The following is a 14,982-nucleotide window of genomic DNA, read 5'->3' as shown; positions in this document are numbered from 1 at the left end:
CTCCTGGACCGCTCCAAGTCGATGTGCGCCGCTCGCTCATGCGGGACCGCCGGAGGCGTACTCCGGCGGGACGTCGAGGATGCGGAGTACGGCGCAGGCCATGGTGGTGCCGGCGCCGAGCCCGACGAGCAGCACGTGGTCGCCGGCGGCCAGCGCACCGACGGTCAGCAGGTGGTCGAGGGCGACGAACTGGTCGCTGACCCCGAGGTGCCCGATCCCGGCGCCGTAGTCCCAGGTGGTGTCGGCCATGGTCAGCCCGAGCCAGTTGACCCCGCGGTTCTCCAGGTCGTCCCAGCGCCCGTGGGGGAAGGCCACGCGCGCCACCTCGTCGAGCGTGATCTCCGCCTCCGTGAGCGTGCGGTCGACCAGCTCCAGCAGCGTCTTCTGGATCGCCAGCATGACTTCGGCGCCGTCCCCGGCGATCAGCCGCTTGCGGAACTCCCGGTTACGCGCGGCGAAGTCCAGCGGCCGGCCCACGGTGGCGTCCGGCGGGAACATCGGCACGCCGCCGTCGTTGACCGCCTCGGCCTCCGGGAGCACGGTCACGTTGATCGACCGCAGCTCGGCGAACCCGGTGTCGGTGGTGACCAGCAGCGCGCACCCGGCGTCGCCCATCACGGCGCCCTCGATCATCCGCCAGCGGTCGACCAGCGGGGTGCCGTGGTTGTCGGCGCCGACCAGCAGGGCGGTGCCGCCCGGCCGCAGGTACCCGGCGGTGAGCTGCAGCGCGCTGAACAGCCCGCAGCAGCCCTGCCGCAGCTCGACGGCCAGCACGTCGCCGCCGACCAGGTGCTGCTGCAGGTAGTACTGCGGCTCCCAGCCCTCCGGCCCCTGGTGCCAGACGTCGGAGTACAGCATGAGGTCCAGCTCGCGCGGTGACAGGCCGCCGGAGCGCTCGAACGCCTGCCGGGCGGCGCGCAGCGCCAGTTCCGGCGCCGGTACGTCACCGGCCACCGCCGCGCCGCCGAGACGGAAGTACTCCACCTCGTCGGCCGGGTAGCGGCCCTCGGTGACGGCCGTCTCGATGCCCACCACCGGTGGGAGATGGACGCCGATACTGCGCAGGTACAAGTCGGGAGTACGCATCTGTCCCTCCTTCAATGCGGGCATGCCGCGGTACGGGGCGGTGGGGCCGTAAGGTGCGGGCCTCACCGCGTGTCGGACGTCGCGGCCGGGCCCGGGGACCCGTCGCGGAGCAGCAGCATCGGATCGTTCAGCTCGTGCAGTCCGCACATCGGCGGGCAGGCCTCATAGCCGAGGAGCCGCTGGATGTCCTCGGGGTACCCCCGGACCACCTCCAGCGGCACGGACAGGTACTGGTTCTCCTCCTGCCGGAGGTTGCCGAGGTCGTAGGCGTACGACAGGCCGGTGCGGGGGCCGTCGGAGGCGTTGACGCCGGCGCCGTGGTACGTGCTGCCGAGCCACAGCAGTGCGGAACCGGCCCGCATCTCGGCGGGGACCGCCTCCTCGTCGCGGGGCGCCCGCTCGTCGTCCCACCGGTGGCTCCCGGGGATCACACGGGTGGCGCCGTTGCGCGCGGTGAACTCGCTCGCGGCGACCATGACCTGCACCCGGCTCTCCGGGCCCGGATGGGTACGGAGGTGGGCCGTGTCGTCGCGGTGCAGCCCCTGGAGCGCCACCCCGGGCCAGATCTGGATCGCCCGCGAGATGCCCAGCTGAATCGTCGGGACGAACTCGACGCGCTGCTCGCCGAGCCAGGCCTTCACCGGGCGCTGCAGGAAGTGCCGCGCCGCGCCGAGGAAGTGCGGCTGGCGCATGATCGCCACCGACCGCGCGCTCCGGCGCACCAGCCCCGGCAGGATCCGGGTCTTCTCGCCGACCAGGCGTCCGTCGCCGTCCGCCTGGCGCTCCAGGTCCGTATCCAGGTCCGCCCACAGGCCGCGGAGCGTGCCCGCGTCGACGAAGTCCTCGATGATCACTGCTCCGTCGCGGTCGACCACGTCGACGGCCTCGTCGACCGAGCTCGTCGCGGGCAGCGTGGTCAGCATGGGATCACTCACTCCGGCCTCCGGGAGCGTGGTCGGTCCAGGTCGGTCAAATCGTCAGGCGGTCCCGGCCGGCGGGCCGAACCAGCGGGCGAGGGCGTCCGGGAGCGACGCCGGGTCGGCGGGCGTGCTCCAGGCGACGAAGCCGTCCGGCCGGATCAGCAGGGCGTCCGCCGGGGCCTCGTCGCACTCGGCGGTGATCACGTCGACCCGGTCGGACCAGGGCTCGGCGAGCGCCCGCAGCCCGGATCCGGCGGTCAGGTCGAGCAGCAGGGCCCGCCCGTCGCGTTGCAGTTCCGCGACCCGCACGGTGCCGTCGGCGCGCCGCAGCCGCAGGTCCGGGCTGTAGCGCCCGACCAGCGGACCGGTCAGTGACGGGTCGCCCATGTCGTAGCCGATGTGCAGGTCGTCGACCAGGGAGGTGAGCTGCCGGTTCGCCTCGTCGCGGAGCAGCAGTTCGGTGAAGAGCCGGCGCAACGCGTCGACGTGGGGTCCGGGCCGCATCAACGCGATGGACGCGCGCTGGATCTCCAGCGTCTGCGCGCCGACCGGATGCCGCTCGGAGGTGTAGGTGTCGAGCAGGTCCTCGCCGCACCAGCCGCGCGCGACCGCGGCGAGCTTCCAGCCGACGTTGACGGCGTCGCCCAGGCCGAGCCGCAGCCCCGGACCGCTCCAATGCGAGTGGACGTGCGCCGCGTCGCCGACGAGCAGCACCCGCCCGCTGCGGTACGTCTCGGCCTGCCGCGCGTTGTCGGTGAACCGGGTGATCTTCTTGACCTCGGTGACCGTCACCTTGGTGCCGCTGAGCCGGCGCAGCGCACCCTGGAACTCCTCGGCGGTGATGGGCGCGTCCCGATTCTCCGGCGGGCCGTCGAATTCGAGGGTGATGAACCGAGGCGGTCCCTCCTCGTACACCAGGAGCCCGCCGTCCTTACGGAACCATCCGGGCAGGTGAAAGTCGAGGTCATCGATCTCGGCGAAGGCGCGGTAGCCGGTGGTGATGCCGTCCGTTCCCGGAAAGGCGACGCCGGACAGCTTACGGACCAAGCTCCGGCCGCCGTCGCAACCGGCGAGCCATTCCGCCTCCAGCCGATACGGCCCGTCCGGGCCGTCGACGTCGAGACGCACCCGGTCGTCGTCCTGGGTGAACCCGGTGACGGTGTGGCCGCGCCGTACCTCGACGCCGAGCTCCGCCGCGCGCCGCGCCAGATCCTGCTCCAGCAGTTGCTGGGGCACCAGCAGGTCGGGGGACTCCGGGCGGAGCAGGAACATGCTGGCGAAGTGCCGCGCGCCCGGGAACGCCTTGGGGTGCAGGCTGTCGGGGCGCCGCTCACCTGCGGCGATGCGGGCCTGCTGCTCGGCGGTCGGCGGCGTGATGGGAGTCTCGGCGACCCCGATCATGAGCCCGCGGCGGTCCATGATGTCGACCGCCCGCCCGGTGATGCCCTCGGCCTTCGGTCGCCATTCGATCTCGGGAAGTCGTTCGAGCACCACCACCGGAACGCCGTGGAGCGCCACCTCGCACGCGAGCATGAGGCCCACCGGCCCGCCACCGACAACAGCGACCTGCGCATCCCGAAAAGCCATTAACACCTCTGCTGGAAATAAACAATGAGACTGCTGGAAGATTCGTCGGAGACGGTGTGAAGGGTCGTCGGCATGCCAATCACAGACCGGCAGCAATTGCGCACCCTGCGCGTTGACGGACGTGTCCGTTCGGTCAGCGCCGATGCTAATCGGGCAGTCCAGAAATGACTAGTGGTGTCATTTTTGCGATTTCTCATGCATAATCTTCGCGCTGTGATCATCGGCGTGCCGGGGCGACCCGGCGCCCAGGCGGGAGGTTGCCGGATGAGCGACGGTCGGATGGCGCAGCCGTTGGAGACCGACCGCCCGACCCCCTTCGATCCCCCCGTGGAGCTGCGGAGACGAGCCTCGCTCACCCGGCTGGCCTACCCCGACGGTCACGTCGGCTGGGTGGCCACCGGCTACGGCGTCACCCGGGCCATCCTGGCGGACCCGCGCTTCAGCACCCGGCGCGAGCTGCTGCACCAGCCGGTCGGGAACGAGCGCGCGCACGAGCGGCCGACTCCGGCGGAGCCGGGCATCTTCCCGCACATGGACCCGCCCGAGCACACCCGGTACCGCCGCCTGCTGAGCCGCCACTTCGGGCCCCGGCGCGTCGCCGAGCTGACGCCCGCGATCCGGCGGTACACCGCGGAGGCGCTCGACCGCATGGCGGACGGCGGGTCGCCCGCCGACCTCGTCGCCGCGTTCGCCGTGCCGGTTCCGGCGCTGGTGATCTGCGAGCTGCTGGGCGTACCGCCGGAGGACCGGCACGCGATCCAGGCGGCGACCGCGGTGATGAACGACCTGGAATCGACCCCCGAGCGGGCGGTCGAGGCCGTCCTGTCGATCACCGGAACGGTGCGCGGCCTCCTCACCCGCCTGCGCGGCCGGTCCACCACGCCGGAGGACGGGCTGCTGGCGCACGCCGTGGCGACCGGCGACCTCAGCGACGACGAGCTCACCAACCTCGGGATGGTGCTGCTGGCCACCGGCCACCTGCCCACGTCGAGCATGCTCGCGCTCGGGACGTTCGTGCTGCTGACCGAACCGGCCGAGCGGGCCCGGCTGACCGCGGACCCCGGACTCGCCGAGCCGGCGGTCGAGGAACTGCTGCGCTACCTGTCGATCCTGCAGTTCGACGTACGGCGCACCGCGCTGGTCGACGTCGAGATCGACGGCCACGTCATCGCGGCGGGTGAGACGGTGGTGCTGGCGCTGCCGGTGGCGAACCGGGATCCGGGACGCTTCCCCGACCCGGACACGCTGGACGTGGCACGCTCCGCGACCGGGCACCTGGCGTTCGGGCATGGTATCCACCAGTGTCTCGGGCAGCATCTCGCGCGCGCCGAGCTCCGCATCGCGCTGACCGCGCTCTTCGAGCGCTTCGCGGACCTGCGCCTGGCCGTTCCGGCGGCCGAGGTGCCGACCCGCGAACGCATGGCGGTGTACGGAGTGGACCGGCTGCCGGTCGCCTGGGGCGCCGTACCGGCCGAGGGATAGGGAGGATCATGCGCTACAGGACCTTGGGCGACTCGGGCCTTCGGGTGTCGGTGGTCGGGCTGGGCTGCAACAACATCGGTGCGCGCATCGACGTCACCCGTACCCGGGAGGTGGTGGACGCGGCGATCGACGAGGGGGTCACGCTCTTCGACACCGCCGAGTCGTACGGCGCGTCGCCGGGCGCCTCCGAGGAACTCCTCGGCGAGGTGCTGGCCGGTCGGCGCGACAAGGTCGTGCTGGCCACCAAGTTCGGCAGCCGCGGGAAACGCCCCGACTACGGGCAGGGCGAGGCGCACGGAGCGCTCGGCGGCCGGTCGTACATCCGGCGGGCGGTGGAGGGGTCGCTGAGCCGCCTGCGCACCGACCACATCGACCTCTACCAGTACCACTTTCCCGACGGCGTCACTCCGATCGAGGAGACCCTCGACGCGCTGACCGAGCTGGTGCGCGAGGGCAAGGTGCGCTACATCGGCAGCTCCAACCTCAGCGGCTGGCAGATCGCCGAGGCCGCGCACGTCGCCCGCGCGCGAGGCTGCGCGTCGTTCGTGTCGGCGCAGAACCACTGGTCGCTGCTGGGCCGGAACGCCGAGCGCGAGGTGGTCCCGGCGGCCCTGCACTACGGGGTCGGCGTGCTGCCGTACTTCCCGCTGGCCCACGGGCTGCTGACGGGCAAGGTGCGACGCGGGCAGGAGCCCCCGGCCGGAAGCCGGCTCGCCGAGCGCTCCCAGCTCATCACGCCGGAGCGGCTGGACCGGGTGGAGGCGCTGACGTCCTGGGCGGAGAAGCACGGCCGGTCGCTCCTGGACCTGGCCATCGGCGCGCTGGCCGCGCTGCCCGGCTGCGGTTCGGTGATCGCCGGTGCGACCCACCCGGACCAGGTACGGGCCAATGTGGCCGCCGGCGACTGGGCGCCGACCGCCGAGGAACTGGCCGAGATCACCGCGCTGGTGCCGCTCGGCTGACGCTCACCAGGTGACGGGCATGGCGTGCAGCCCGAACAGGCCGGAGTCGTAGGCGAAGGGCAGCGCGTCGAGCCCGGCCGCCAGGTGCAGTGTCGGCATCCGGGCCAGCAGGGTGCCGTAGGCGATCTCCAGCACGGCTCGGGCCAGGTTGTGGCCGACGCACTGGTGCACCCCGTGGCCGAAGGCGAGATGGTGGTGCGCGGACCGGTGGACGTCGAACTCGTCGGGGTTCTCGAACGCCCGCTCGTCCCGGTTGGCGGAGGCGGCCAGCACCGTCAGCCGGTCGCCGGCGCGGATCCGCAACCCGCCGATGTCGAGGTCGTCCGCCGCCGCCCGGTCGAAGCTGACCCAGTCCTGCACCGAGTGGAAGCGCAGCAGTTCCTCGGTCGCACCCGGCAGCAGGCCCGGATCGGCGCGCAAGGCCGCGAGCTGCGCCGGGTGCTCCAGGAGCGTCACCACGCCCAGCGAGATCATGTTCGCCGGCGACTCGTAGCCCGCGAGCAGCAGCAGGAACCCGATGTTGATCAGCGCGTCGGCGGTCAGCTCCCCGGTGGGCAGGTGCCGGCCGGCCAGCCGCCCGATGAGGCCGTCGTGTGGCGCGTGCTCGGCGCGGCGGATCAGCTCGCCCAGGTAGCCGCGCAGGTCACGGGACGCCTGGGGCGCTCTCGGGTCGATGGTCATCACGCTCAGCATCCGGAGCCGTGACTCGAAGAACTCATGATCGGCGACCGGGACGCCGAGCAGCTCGCAGACCACGCGCGCCGGGACGGGGCGCGCGAACGACTCGACGAGGTCGGCGGGCGGCCCGGCCTCCAGCATGGTGTCGATCGCCGCGTCGACGATGCGCTGGACGCGCGGCCGCATGGCGGCCACCGGGCGGGCGCCCAGCTCCGAGATCAGCAACCGCCGGTACCGGCTGTGCTCGGGCGGGTCCATGTCGATGAAGAAGCCCTCGTCGGGCCGATCGTCGTCGGGCCCCCGCGGGCGTTCGGGCCGTCCGGTGTCCGAGCTGATCCGCGGGTCGCTGAGGATCTGCCGCGCCTCGGCGTGCCGGGTGACCGCCCAGACCGGCGCGCCGTTGGGAAGCACGGCACGGACGAGCGGCCCGTCGGCGCGCATCCGCCGATATTCGGCCGGTGGAGCGAACGGGCAGGTCCGCTCCATCGGGAAGGCCGGTGAAGCGAGCATGTCGTGCTCGGATGGGCTCATCGCGGTTCTCCCTCGGCGCGCGCTCCAGGATGCCGCCGCGCCGTGGGCCGTGTCCAGAGGCCGACGAGGCGGTGGCGATCATGCGTCGGGAGCGAGTGCCGGTATCCTGAACCCGCGGGGCCGAGTGGCCCCCGCGCGGCGGTGGGGCCTGCCGTACCCGAACCGCGGCACTCGTGTCGCCAACGGTCCCTGCTTGTGACAGCACACGCCCGCGCACTCACGTGGGCGTCTCGCGAGTAGGGAGATCGGTACGCATGACGGCACCCGACAACCGGGTCCACGAGCCCATCGATCCTGACATCGACCTGAGGATGCGCGCGCGGCGACATGAGCTGACACGCGGCCAGGCGCCCGTGGTGGCGGTCGTCGCGGCCGGCGGCGCGCTCGGCGCGGCCGCCCGCTACGGCGCCGGGCTGATCTGGCCGACCGCGCCGGGGACCTTTCCGTGGGCCACGCTGGCGATCAACGCGCTCGGCTGCGCGATCATCGGCGTGTTCATGGTGGTCATCACCGACGGATGGTCGGTGCACCGGCTGGTACGGCCGTTCGTCGGCACCGGCGTCCTGGGCGGTTTCACCACCTTCTCCACCTACGCCGTCGACATCTCTCACCTCATCGACGCCGGCCGCGCGCGTACCGCGCTCGGCTACCTCGCGCTGACCCTCGTCGTGGCACTCGGCGCGGTGTGGGCGGCGGCGGCCACCACACGTCGTCTGATCGCAAGGAGACGGTCATGACACGCCTTCACGGTTCGGCACTACGCCTGACGATCTTCATCGGGGAGAGCGACCAGTGGCATCACAAGCCCCTGTTCACCGAGATCGTGCACCGCGCGCACAAGGCCGGCCTGGCCGGCGCGACCGTCATCCGGGGGTGCGAGGGCTTCGGGGCCTCGTCCCTGATCCACACCAGCCGGCTGCTGTCGCTGAGTGAGGACCTGCCGATCGTCGTCATCATCGTCGACGCCGAGCCGCGCATCCGGGACTTCCTCCCCGAGCTGGACGAACTGGTGACCGAGGGTCTGGTGGTACTGGACGAGGTCGAGGTGCTGCGCTACACCGGGCGCGAGGAGCCGCGGTGAACTGGCTGCTCGTGATCGTCGGCGCCATGGCCGGGGCGCCTCTGCGCTACCTCGCCGACCGGGCCGTCCAGACCCGCCACGACGCCGTCTTCCCCTGGGGGACCTTCACCGTCAACGTCGCCGGCTCCCTGATCCTGGGGTTGCTGGCCGGCGCGGTCACGTACCACGCGGCCCCGGCCGGCGTGCAGCTGCTCCTCGGCACCGGCCTGTGCGGCGCCCTGACCACCTACTCCACCTTCTCCTACGAGACGCTGCGGCTGGCCGAGACCGGCGCGAGGTTCTTCGCCGCCGCCAACGTCATCGCCAGCGTCGTCGCGGGGCTGGGAGCGGCCTTCACCGGCACCGCCATCGCCGAAGCGCTCTGGGCCCACTGACGCGGCCCGCGACGCCTCCGCGCGAGGGAGCGCCTCGGGCCGCCGCAGAATCTTGTCCCATGCGTTACCGCAGGTCACAGCCCTTCCTGTGGCTCACAAGGGTCGTGTTCCGTGACTTGTCAACTCGCCCATGGGAGCGATAGACAGTTGGGAGCCGGTGGTTTCGACACCACGTCATCGAGCGATAGACCGCCGCAGGCCCGACCGGCTCGCGGCTCGCACATCATCCACACCTGACATTGCATCCTGGGCCAACGATCGGCCGGTGTTTCCCCGGAACGCCTGCGCGATCGCATCGGCGGTACTTTCCCCCACCGCGGAGCACCGGCCCGGGCAGGCAGCCACCGGCATCGGCGAGGAAGGGGGAACCTCATGGTCGCGGACAAGATTCCGCCGCTGTTCTCGGCGTCATCGCGTCACACCGGTCCATGTCCGGTGCTGGAGGTGGCCGGCGAGATCGACCTGGCCACCGCGCCCTGGCTGCAGGACCACCTGATCGAGGTCATCAACGCCCAGGACGGGTCGGCCGACCTCATCCTGGACATGACGAAGGTGGAGTTCTGCGACGCCAGCGGCCTGCGCGTCCTGGTGAGCGCCCAGCGGTGGATCCGGCAGCGCGGAGGACGGCTCCGCGTGATCTGCCCCGAAGGCCCACTCCTGCGCATCCTGCGCATCACCACGCTGACCCGCCTGCTGTCCGTCCACCCGACCATCGAAGACGCCCTCGCCGAGTCCCCGCCGTGCGGCACCGCACCGGGCACCCGGTCGCCGGCGGTACGCACCGGGGCGGGATGAGTTTTTCCGGCTGATCCGCCTGCTGTCCGTCTTCAGGGGGCGTCCGGCTGGTGTGTGGGCGCCCAGAGTCGGTCGGCGTCGCCGGCGGCGAGCCGGCCTCGGTAGACGTCGATCTTGTGGTCGATGAGCTGGAGGTGCTGCTGGATCTCCGCGAGTCTGGTGAGTACCTCGGCGATGGTCACGCCCGCCGGGGGAATGGAGGCGGTCTCCGGCTGTGAATCGACTTCGAGCACGCTCTAAATCCTAGCGTCGCGTCTCGGCGGCGCCGGTCGCGCGTGCGCCGCGTCCTCACCTCCGGGCCGCCCGCGCGGCCGTGCGTCAGCTGTCTTCGGCCTGGAGCGGGTCGATCGGGATCGTGGGCAGCTCGCCCAGGGCGCGCTGTTTCGCCGTGGCGGCCGAGAGGGCGGCGATCTCGTCGTTGAAGTTGCCCAGATAGGCCGCGTACGCGCTCGAACTCGTCAGCTTCATGTCCGTCTCGTCGTTGTGGTAAAGCGCGTTGGTCGTGTAATTCGCCGAGCCGGTCATCACGATCTGCCGTCCGCTGACGCCGTCGTAGCGGCCGTTGATCAGCAGGTACTTGTTGTGCGTGTAGTACGAGGCGTAGCCGTCGGCGTTCGTACCCTGAGTCGTGTCCCGTACGTCGACCTTTGATTTGGCCAGCGTCGACCGGACGCCCGAGGAGACCTGGTCCTTGGTATAGATGACGGCGACCTTGCATCCCTTCGACGCCATGCTCGCCAGCTGTTTCGCGACCGCGACCCGGTTGTCGCTCCACTGGTACATCGCGATGCGGACCTGGGTGGCATAGGTCTTCGAGCAGGTGACGAGCTTCAGCATGCCCAGGATCGTGTCACTGGCGCCGCTCGCCTTCGGCCAGTAGTACGCCTTGGGATTGGAGCCGTACGTCCAGTAGTAGTTCGTCTTGTGGGTTCCCGCCGAGCCCTTCGACATGTCGGTGAAGTTCTTCACGTAGGCGTCGTACAGGCCACTGTTGCCGACAATGGTGTAGCTGTTGTTCCAGGTCACCTCGGCCTGGATCGCCGTCGGGTTCGCGCTGGTCAGCGTCACGGTCGGCTTGCCGCCGCCAGAGAACAGAAAGAACTTGGTGTGCAGCCAGGAAACCGGCTTGCCGCCCGAATAATGGTGCGCCATGCACCCGCCGTAGCACAGGGCGGCGTAACTGCTCGCGCTCTTGGTGCTGACCTTGCTGCCGAGCTCGGCGACGAGACGGTTCCAGAGGCTGTTCTTCGCGTGCTGGTCCATGAGGACCTTCACGTGAACGCCGCGTTTGTGCGCGGCGATCAGGGCGTTGGCGACCTCGTCCAGGTCCATGCTGTAGACCGCGACCCGGATGACCGACCCCTTCGGGGCGGCGGCGATATCGGTCTCGATCTGCTGCATGATGGCGTACTGCTGACTGTGCGTGCCCTCGGGGTCATTGAAAATCGCCCCGGCCCGCGGCGCGAACGCCGCGTCGGCCTCGCCGGCGGTCCAATAGCCGAGGCCGGTGGCTACGAGGCCGGTACTCGCGAGCAGTGCGACGCTGCGTCTCTTCCAGTCGGTCATGCATTCCCCCTCAAAGCCGCCGCGACTCTACCTAGACGGACAGTAGGGGCAACAGCCCTTACCGAGGCAATCCACTCGTGAATTAACAGCCAGTTAACTTTCGCTGACTCGATCGTCCGCCAGGTTGGGGAGCCGGCCGCCGTCATGGCGGTCTCCAACTTTTGGGGGTAACCTCCTTTTGGTAGTTACCTCTGATCGTCGACAGTGAGGAACCTCCATGACTGGCGCCGGTGGACGCAAGTGGTGGGCCCTGGCCGCCGTCAACCTGTGCGTGCTGGTGGTGACCCTGGACGGCACCGTCCTGTCGGTGGCGTTGCCGGAGCTGGCGAAGGCGCTCTCGGCCACGGAGTCGGGCCTGCAGTGGTTCCTGTCCGGCTACCTGCTGACTCTCGCGGCCGGTGTGCTCCCGGCCGGCCTGGCCGGGGACAGGTGGGGCCGGAAGAAGGTGATGCTCGTGTCACTGGCGGCCTTCGGGGCCGGATCGGTGCTGTGCGCCTACGCGCCCTCTCCGGGCATCTTCCTGACCGCGCGGTTGCTCATGGGGTTCGCGGGCTCCGGCATCACGGTCATGGCGATGTCGGCGCTGACCGTCCTGTTCGACGACCGTGAGCGGGGTGCGGCGGTGGGCGTGTACGAGGTCGCCAACTTCCTGGCCCTCCCGGCCGGACCGATCCTCGGCGGTTGGATGCTGACGCACCTGTGGTGGGGCTGGGTGTTCCTGATCAACGTCCCGGTCGTCGCCGTCGGGCTGATCGTCGGCACCGTCCTGGTGCCGGAATCACGTGCCACCAAGCGTCCCGACCTCGACCTGACCGGGATGATCTCGTCGGTCATCGGGCTCGTGGTGCTGACGTACGGCCTGATCGAAGCGGGTGAGCGCGGCTGGAGTGCGGCCGTCACGCTGACGACGACCGCCGGCGGCATCGCGATACTGGGCGGATTCTTCGCCTGGGAGCGGCGGCTCGGCGGCCGGGGCGGCATGCCGATGGTCGATCCCGCGCTGTTCCGGTCCAGGGCGTTCTCCTGGGGAGCCGTCCTGAGCGGGACGGCGGGGCTGTGCGTGGCGGGGCTGCTGTTCAGCATGCCGCAGTACTTCCAGGCGGTGCAGGGGGCCGACGCCATGGAGTCGGGCCTCAAGATGCTTCCCTTCGTCATCGGCCTCGTCCTCGGCGCCCTGCCCGCCGGCCCGCTCGCGAAGGCCGCCGGCGCGAGGCTTACCATCGCGCTGGGCTTCGTGCTGGCCGGTGTGGGTGCTGGGATCGGCGCCGTCACCAGCGCCGTCTCGGCCACCGCGTTCGTCGTGGTCTGGATGGCGGTGCTGTGCGCGGGTGTCGGGCTGGCCCTGACCGCCACGACGTCGGTCGCACTGTCCGAACTGTCCGTTGAGCGCAGCGGGATCGGCTCCGCGGTGGTCCAGACGTTCCAGAAGACCTGCGCTCCGCTCGGCAGCGCCGTCATGGGAAGCGTGCTCGCCGCGTCGTATCAGGCGCGCCTGGGCCACGCCGGCCTTCCGGTCGGCGCCGCTCCGGAGATCCGCCACAGCGTCTTCAGCGGACTGGCCATCGCCGATCGGCTTGGCTCGCTCTCGCTCGAGCGCAGGATCCGGGACGCCTTCGCGTACGGCCTGGACGTCTCGCTGCTGGCCACGGCCGGCATCGCCCTCACCGGCCTCATCCTGACCTTGACGTTCGCACCCCGGACCAGACCCGCCGGGCATGCCGGGGCGACGATCCCGGATGGCGCTCATGCGGGCAGAAGCTGACCGCCCGGGGTCTCTCTCGCGGGGGTGCGCCGGAGCCCACCGGCCGCGTACGCGGAGATGATCGCCGAGGTCCCGCTCGTACGGTCAGGTGTGAGGGAGAGGAACGGTCAGGCCTACGGCCCGCTGATTCGTCAGGCGGGCGGCCGGTCCGTGGATGCTGAGGCCGGTAACGGGCGCGTTCGTCTGTGCGGCGAGGTTGTGGTCGTACGGGTGGGGCGGCCGGTTCGCGGTCGCCGAGGTCGGCAGCGGGGCGTATTCGCGCGCGTTCGCCTGTACGGCCGGGCCATGGCCGTGCGGGCGGGGTGATGCCGTCTCGGTGGCGTACTTCGCGACCGCGACGATCGTGCCGGGCCCGGCGCCCGCCGTGTGGAGCCACCCGGCGACGGGACTCCGCCGACCGCTCCATCGCGACCGTGCGCCGCGACGCGGCTGCCCGCGCGGCCGGCGCGCGCCAGGTCGGCGATCACCTCCGCGCGCGGCGACGCCACAGTGACTTCGCGCGGGCGCCGTGTGGAGGTGATGGTCGTTCCGCGGGGCGCGGATCAGTGCGCGCCGACACCGCTCAGCAGCGTGTCGACCACCACGTCGGCGGCCTGTGCGGCACTCAGCTCGGGCAGGTTCTCCGCGGCGCGCCGTATCAGCGGTGGCAGGAGCGAACTCACCCAGCCGGGCGGCAGGTCGGACCGCAGCAGCCCTTCCTCGGTAGCGCGCCGCAAGAAGGCGTCGACCTCATCGATCAGGCGCTGACGGCGCTCGCGGATCGTCTCCTCGGTGAGCAGGAGGCTCGTCTCCACCGGCCATTTGCGGTTGACCGCGACGATGCCCTCCACGTAACGGTGCAGCGCGACCGCGGGCGGGGCCTCGCGCAGCCTGGCGGCCTCGATGGCCTCCTCGACCGCGTCGTACCGGACCTTGTACACGGCGGCCAGGAGTTCCTCGCGGGAGGAGAAGCGGCGGTAGACGGTGCGCCGGTCCACTCCGGCGGCCGCGGCGATGGAGGCGATGCTCGCCGAGGGGTCGTCGGCGAGCAGGCGGGCCCCCGTGCGCAGGACGAGTTCCAGGTTGCGTGTCGCGTCTGCTCTCACCCGGCTCAAGATACCTGTTCGTGCAGCAGATGAAGGGTTTTTCGCCACACTTTGGGAGACTATACCTATCCAAATGCTACCCATATGAGGCAACTAGAGCTCAATCGTGTAGCACATCGCTGATCACTTGGCTCGCCAACGAGGTAACTCTGATCGTAAGTGCTACTCTGTAGAGACAGTTGACCGGATGTGGAGGAGCGGAACATGGCTAGGACATGGTTGATCACCGGGGCGTCGCGTGGTTTCGGCCGCCGTCTGACCGAGGCGGTCCTGGAGGTGGGGGACCAGGTCGTCGCCACCGCGCGACGGCCGGAGCAGTTGGACGACCTGTCGGCCCGGTACGGTGAGCGGATTCGGGCGGTCGCACTGGACGTCACCGACGCCGCCGCGGCCTCCGGTGCGGTGAAGGAGGCCACCGAGGCCTTCGGCCGCCTCGATGTGGTCGTCAACAACGCGGGCTACGCCAACAGCGCGCCGATCGAGGAGATGGCGGAAGACGACTTCCGCGCCCAGATCGAGACCAACCTCTTCGGAGTCGTGAACGTGACACGGGCCGCGCTGCCCGTCCTGCGCGCCCAGCGGTCGGGGACCTTCGTGCAGTTCTCCTCCATCGGGGGACGCGTCGGCGGCACGCCTGGGATGGGCGCGTACCAGACCGCGAAGTTCGCGGTCGAGGGCTTCTCCGAGGTGCTCGCCAGCGAGGTCGCACCGTTCGGCGTGAAGGTGGTCATCGTCGAGCCGGGCGCGTTCCGTACCGACTGGCAGGGCTCGTCCATGCGAATCCCGCCCGTCGGACCCGACTACGAGGAGACGGTGGGCGCCATCAACCGCTATCGGCGGGCCAGCGACGGCACCCAGCCAGGCGACCCGTCCCGCGCCGCCAAAATCATCATCGACGTGGTCGCGGCCGACGACCCGCCACGACGCCTCATCCTCGGCGGCGGCGCCGTCACGCTCGCGCGGGAGGCCGCGGAGGCCCGCGCCGCCGAGACCGAGAAGTGGGCCGACGTGAGTCGCTCCGCCGACTATCCGGCGGAGGAACGCTAGCCCGTCCCCGCCGGCGTACCCGCAGC

Annotated in this window: 15 protein-coding genes; 8 read left to right on the top strand and 7 right to left on the bottom strand. The window is 70.8% G+C overall.

All coding sequences use genetic code 11. From position 1 onward, the window contains the following. Positions 1-36 precede the first annotated feature (36 nt). From ACQEV1_RS31455 to ACQEV1_RS31445, 3 genes are all read right to left on the bottom strand, one after another. Positions 37-1,086 (bottom strand): ketoacyl-ACP synthase III family protein, encoded by a 1,050-nt coding sequence (locus tag ACQEV1_RS31455; RefSeq protein WP_433398240.1) that lies wholly within the window; start codon positions 1,084-1,086, stop codon positions 37-39. A 62-nt stretch (positions 1,087-1,148) separates the two neighbouring features. Continuing rightward, positions 1,149-2,021 carry a phytanoyl-CoA dioxygenase family protein gene (locus ACQEV1_RS31450; RefSeq protein ID WP_285622810.1) on the bottom strand — a complete coding sequence of 291 codons (873 nt, stop codon included), beginning with the start codon at positions 2,019-2,021 and terminating at the stop codon, positions 1,149-1,151. Between the two features lie 42 nt (positions 2,022-2,063). Then, positions 2,064-3,689, bottom strand: a complete 1,626-nt coding sequence (locus tag ACQEV1_RS31445) for an FAD-dependent monooxygenase (RefSeq protein ID WP_433398238.1) — start codon at positions 3,687-3,689, stop codon at positions 2,064-2,066. A gap of 168 nt (positions 3,690-3,857) precedes the next feature. On the opposite strand from ACQEV1_RS31445, the gene ACQEV1_RS31440 reads away from it, so the two are divergent. Together ACQEV1_RS31440 and ACQEV1_RS31435 are read left to right on the top strand one after the other, a co-directional pair. Continuing rightward, positions 3,858-5,075 (top strand): cytochrome P450, encoded by a 1,218-nt coding sequence (locus tag ACQEV1_RS31440; RefSeq protein WP_433398236.1) that lies wholly within the window; start codon positions 3,858-3,860, stop codon positions 5,073-5,075. A gap of 8 nt (positions 5,076-5,083) precedes the next feature. Further along, entirely contained in the window at positions 5,084-6,037 is a 954-nt protein-coding gene (locus tag ACQEV1_RS31435; RefSeq protein WP_433398234.1) for an aldo/keto reductase, read from the top strand. 3 nt (positions 6,038-6,040) lie between these two features. Here the strand turns inward: ACQEV1_RS31435 and ACQEV1_RS31430 are convergent, their stop codons facing one another. Then, positions 6,041-7,246: a cytochrome P450 gene (locus tag ACQEV1_RS31430; protein WP_433398232.1), complete on the bottom strand. Its 1,206-nt coding sequence runs from the start codon at positions 7,244-7,246 to the stop codon at positions 6,041-6,043. Positions 7,247-7,500: 254 nt separating this feature from the next. Between ACQEV1_RS31430 and ACQEV1_RS31425 the strand changes: the two genes are divergently transcribed. From ACQEV1_RS31425 to ACQEV1_RS31410, 4 genes are all read left to right on the top strand, one after another. Further along, positions 7,501-7,983 carry a fluoride efflux transporter FluC gene (locus ACQEV1_RS31425; RefSeq protein ID WP_433398230.1) on the top strand — a complete coding sequence of 161 codons (483 nt, stop codon included), beginning with the start codon at positions 7,501-7,503 and terminating at the stop codon, positions 7,981-7,983. After that, on the top strand, positions 7,980-8,327 hold the full coding sequence (locus ACQEV1_RS31420) for a DUF190 domain-containing protein (protein WP_285622793.1): 348 nt from the start codon (positions 7,980-7,982) through the stop codon (positions 8,325-8,327). The genes ACQEV1_RS31425 and ACQEV1_RS31420 overlap by 4 nt, the downstream gene beginning before the upstream one ends. Next, complete coding sequence (gene crcB / locus ACQEV1_RS31415; RefSeq protein WP_433398228.1) at positions 8,324-8,701, top strand: fluoride efflux transporter CrcB; 378 nt, start codon at positions 8,324-8,326, stop codon at positions 8,699-8,701. The genes ACQEV1_RS31420 and crcB overlap by 4 nt, the downstream gene beginning before the upstream one ends. Positions 8,702-9,073: 372 nt before the next feature. Further along, positions 9,074-9,496 carry an STAS domain-containing protein gene (locus ACQEV1_RS31410; RefSeq protein WP_433398227.1) on the top strand — a complete coding sequence of 141 codons (423 nt, stop codon included), beginning with the start codon at positions 9,074-9,076 and terminating at the stop codon, positions 9,494-9,496. Positions 9,497-9,528: 32 nt separating this feature from the next. On the opposite strand, the gene ACQEV1_RS31405 is transcribed toward ACQEV1_RS31410, so the two are convergent. Then, the gene (locus tag ACQEV1_RS31405; RefSeq protein ID WP_433398225.1) at positions 9,529-9,729 is read right to left on the bottom strand and encodes a hypothetical protein; all 201 of its coding nucleotides are present in this window, start codon (positions 9,727-9,729) and stop codon (positions 9,529-9,531) included. 85 nt (positions 9,730-9,814) lie between these two features. Beyond that, positions 9,815-11,062 carry a phospholipase D-like domain-containing protein gene (locus ACQEV1_RS31400; protein WP_285622786.1) on the bottom strand — a complete coding sequence of 416 codons (1,248 nt, stop codon included), beginning with the start codon at positions 11,060-11,062 and terminating at the stop codon, positions 9,815-9,817. 217 nt (positions 11,063-11,279) lie between these two features. On the opposite strand from ACQEV1_RS31400, the gene ACQEV1_RS31395 reads away from it, so the two are divergent. Further along, positions 11,280-12,824, top strand: a complete 1,545-nt coding sequence (locus ACQEV1_RS31395; protein WP_433398223.1) for an MFS transporter — start codon at positions 11,280-11,282, stop codon at positions 12,822-12,824. Positions 12,825-13,366: 542 nt separating this feature from the next. Here the strand turns inward: ACQEV1_RS31395 and ACQEV1_RS31390 are convergent. Then, entirely contained in the window at positions 13,367-13,909 is a 543-nt protein-coding gene (locus ACQEV1_RS31390; RefSeq protein WP_285622781.1) for a TetR/AcrR family transcriptional regulator, read from the bottom strand. Positions 13,910-14,113: 204 nt separating this feature from the next. On the opposite strand from ACQEV1_RS31390, the gene ACQEV1_RS31385 reads away from it, so the two are divergent. Continuing rightward, on the top strand, positions 14,114-14,956 hold the full coding sequence (locus tag ACQEV1_RS31385) for an oxidoreductase (RefSeq protein ID WP_285622778.1): 843 nt from the start codon (positions 14,114-14,116) through the stop codon (positions 14,954-14,956). Positions 14,957-14,982: the final 26 nt, after the last annotated feature.

It is taken from the genome of Actinoallomurus sp. CA-142502 (assembly GCF_050936355.1).
Classification (GTDB): Bacteria; Actinomycetota; Actinomycetes; order Streptosporangiales; family Streptosporangiaceae; genus Actinoallomurus; species Actinoallomurus iriomotensis.
The sequence above is the reverse complement of the archived record's forward strand: the minus strand, read 5'-3'. Positions and strand labels throughout refer to the sequence as shown.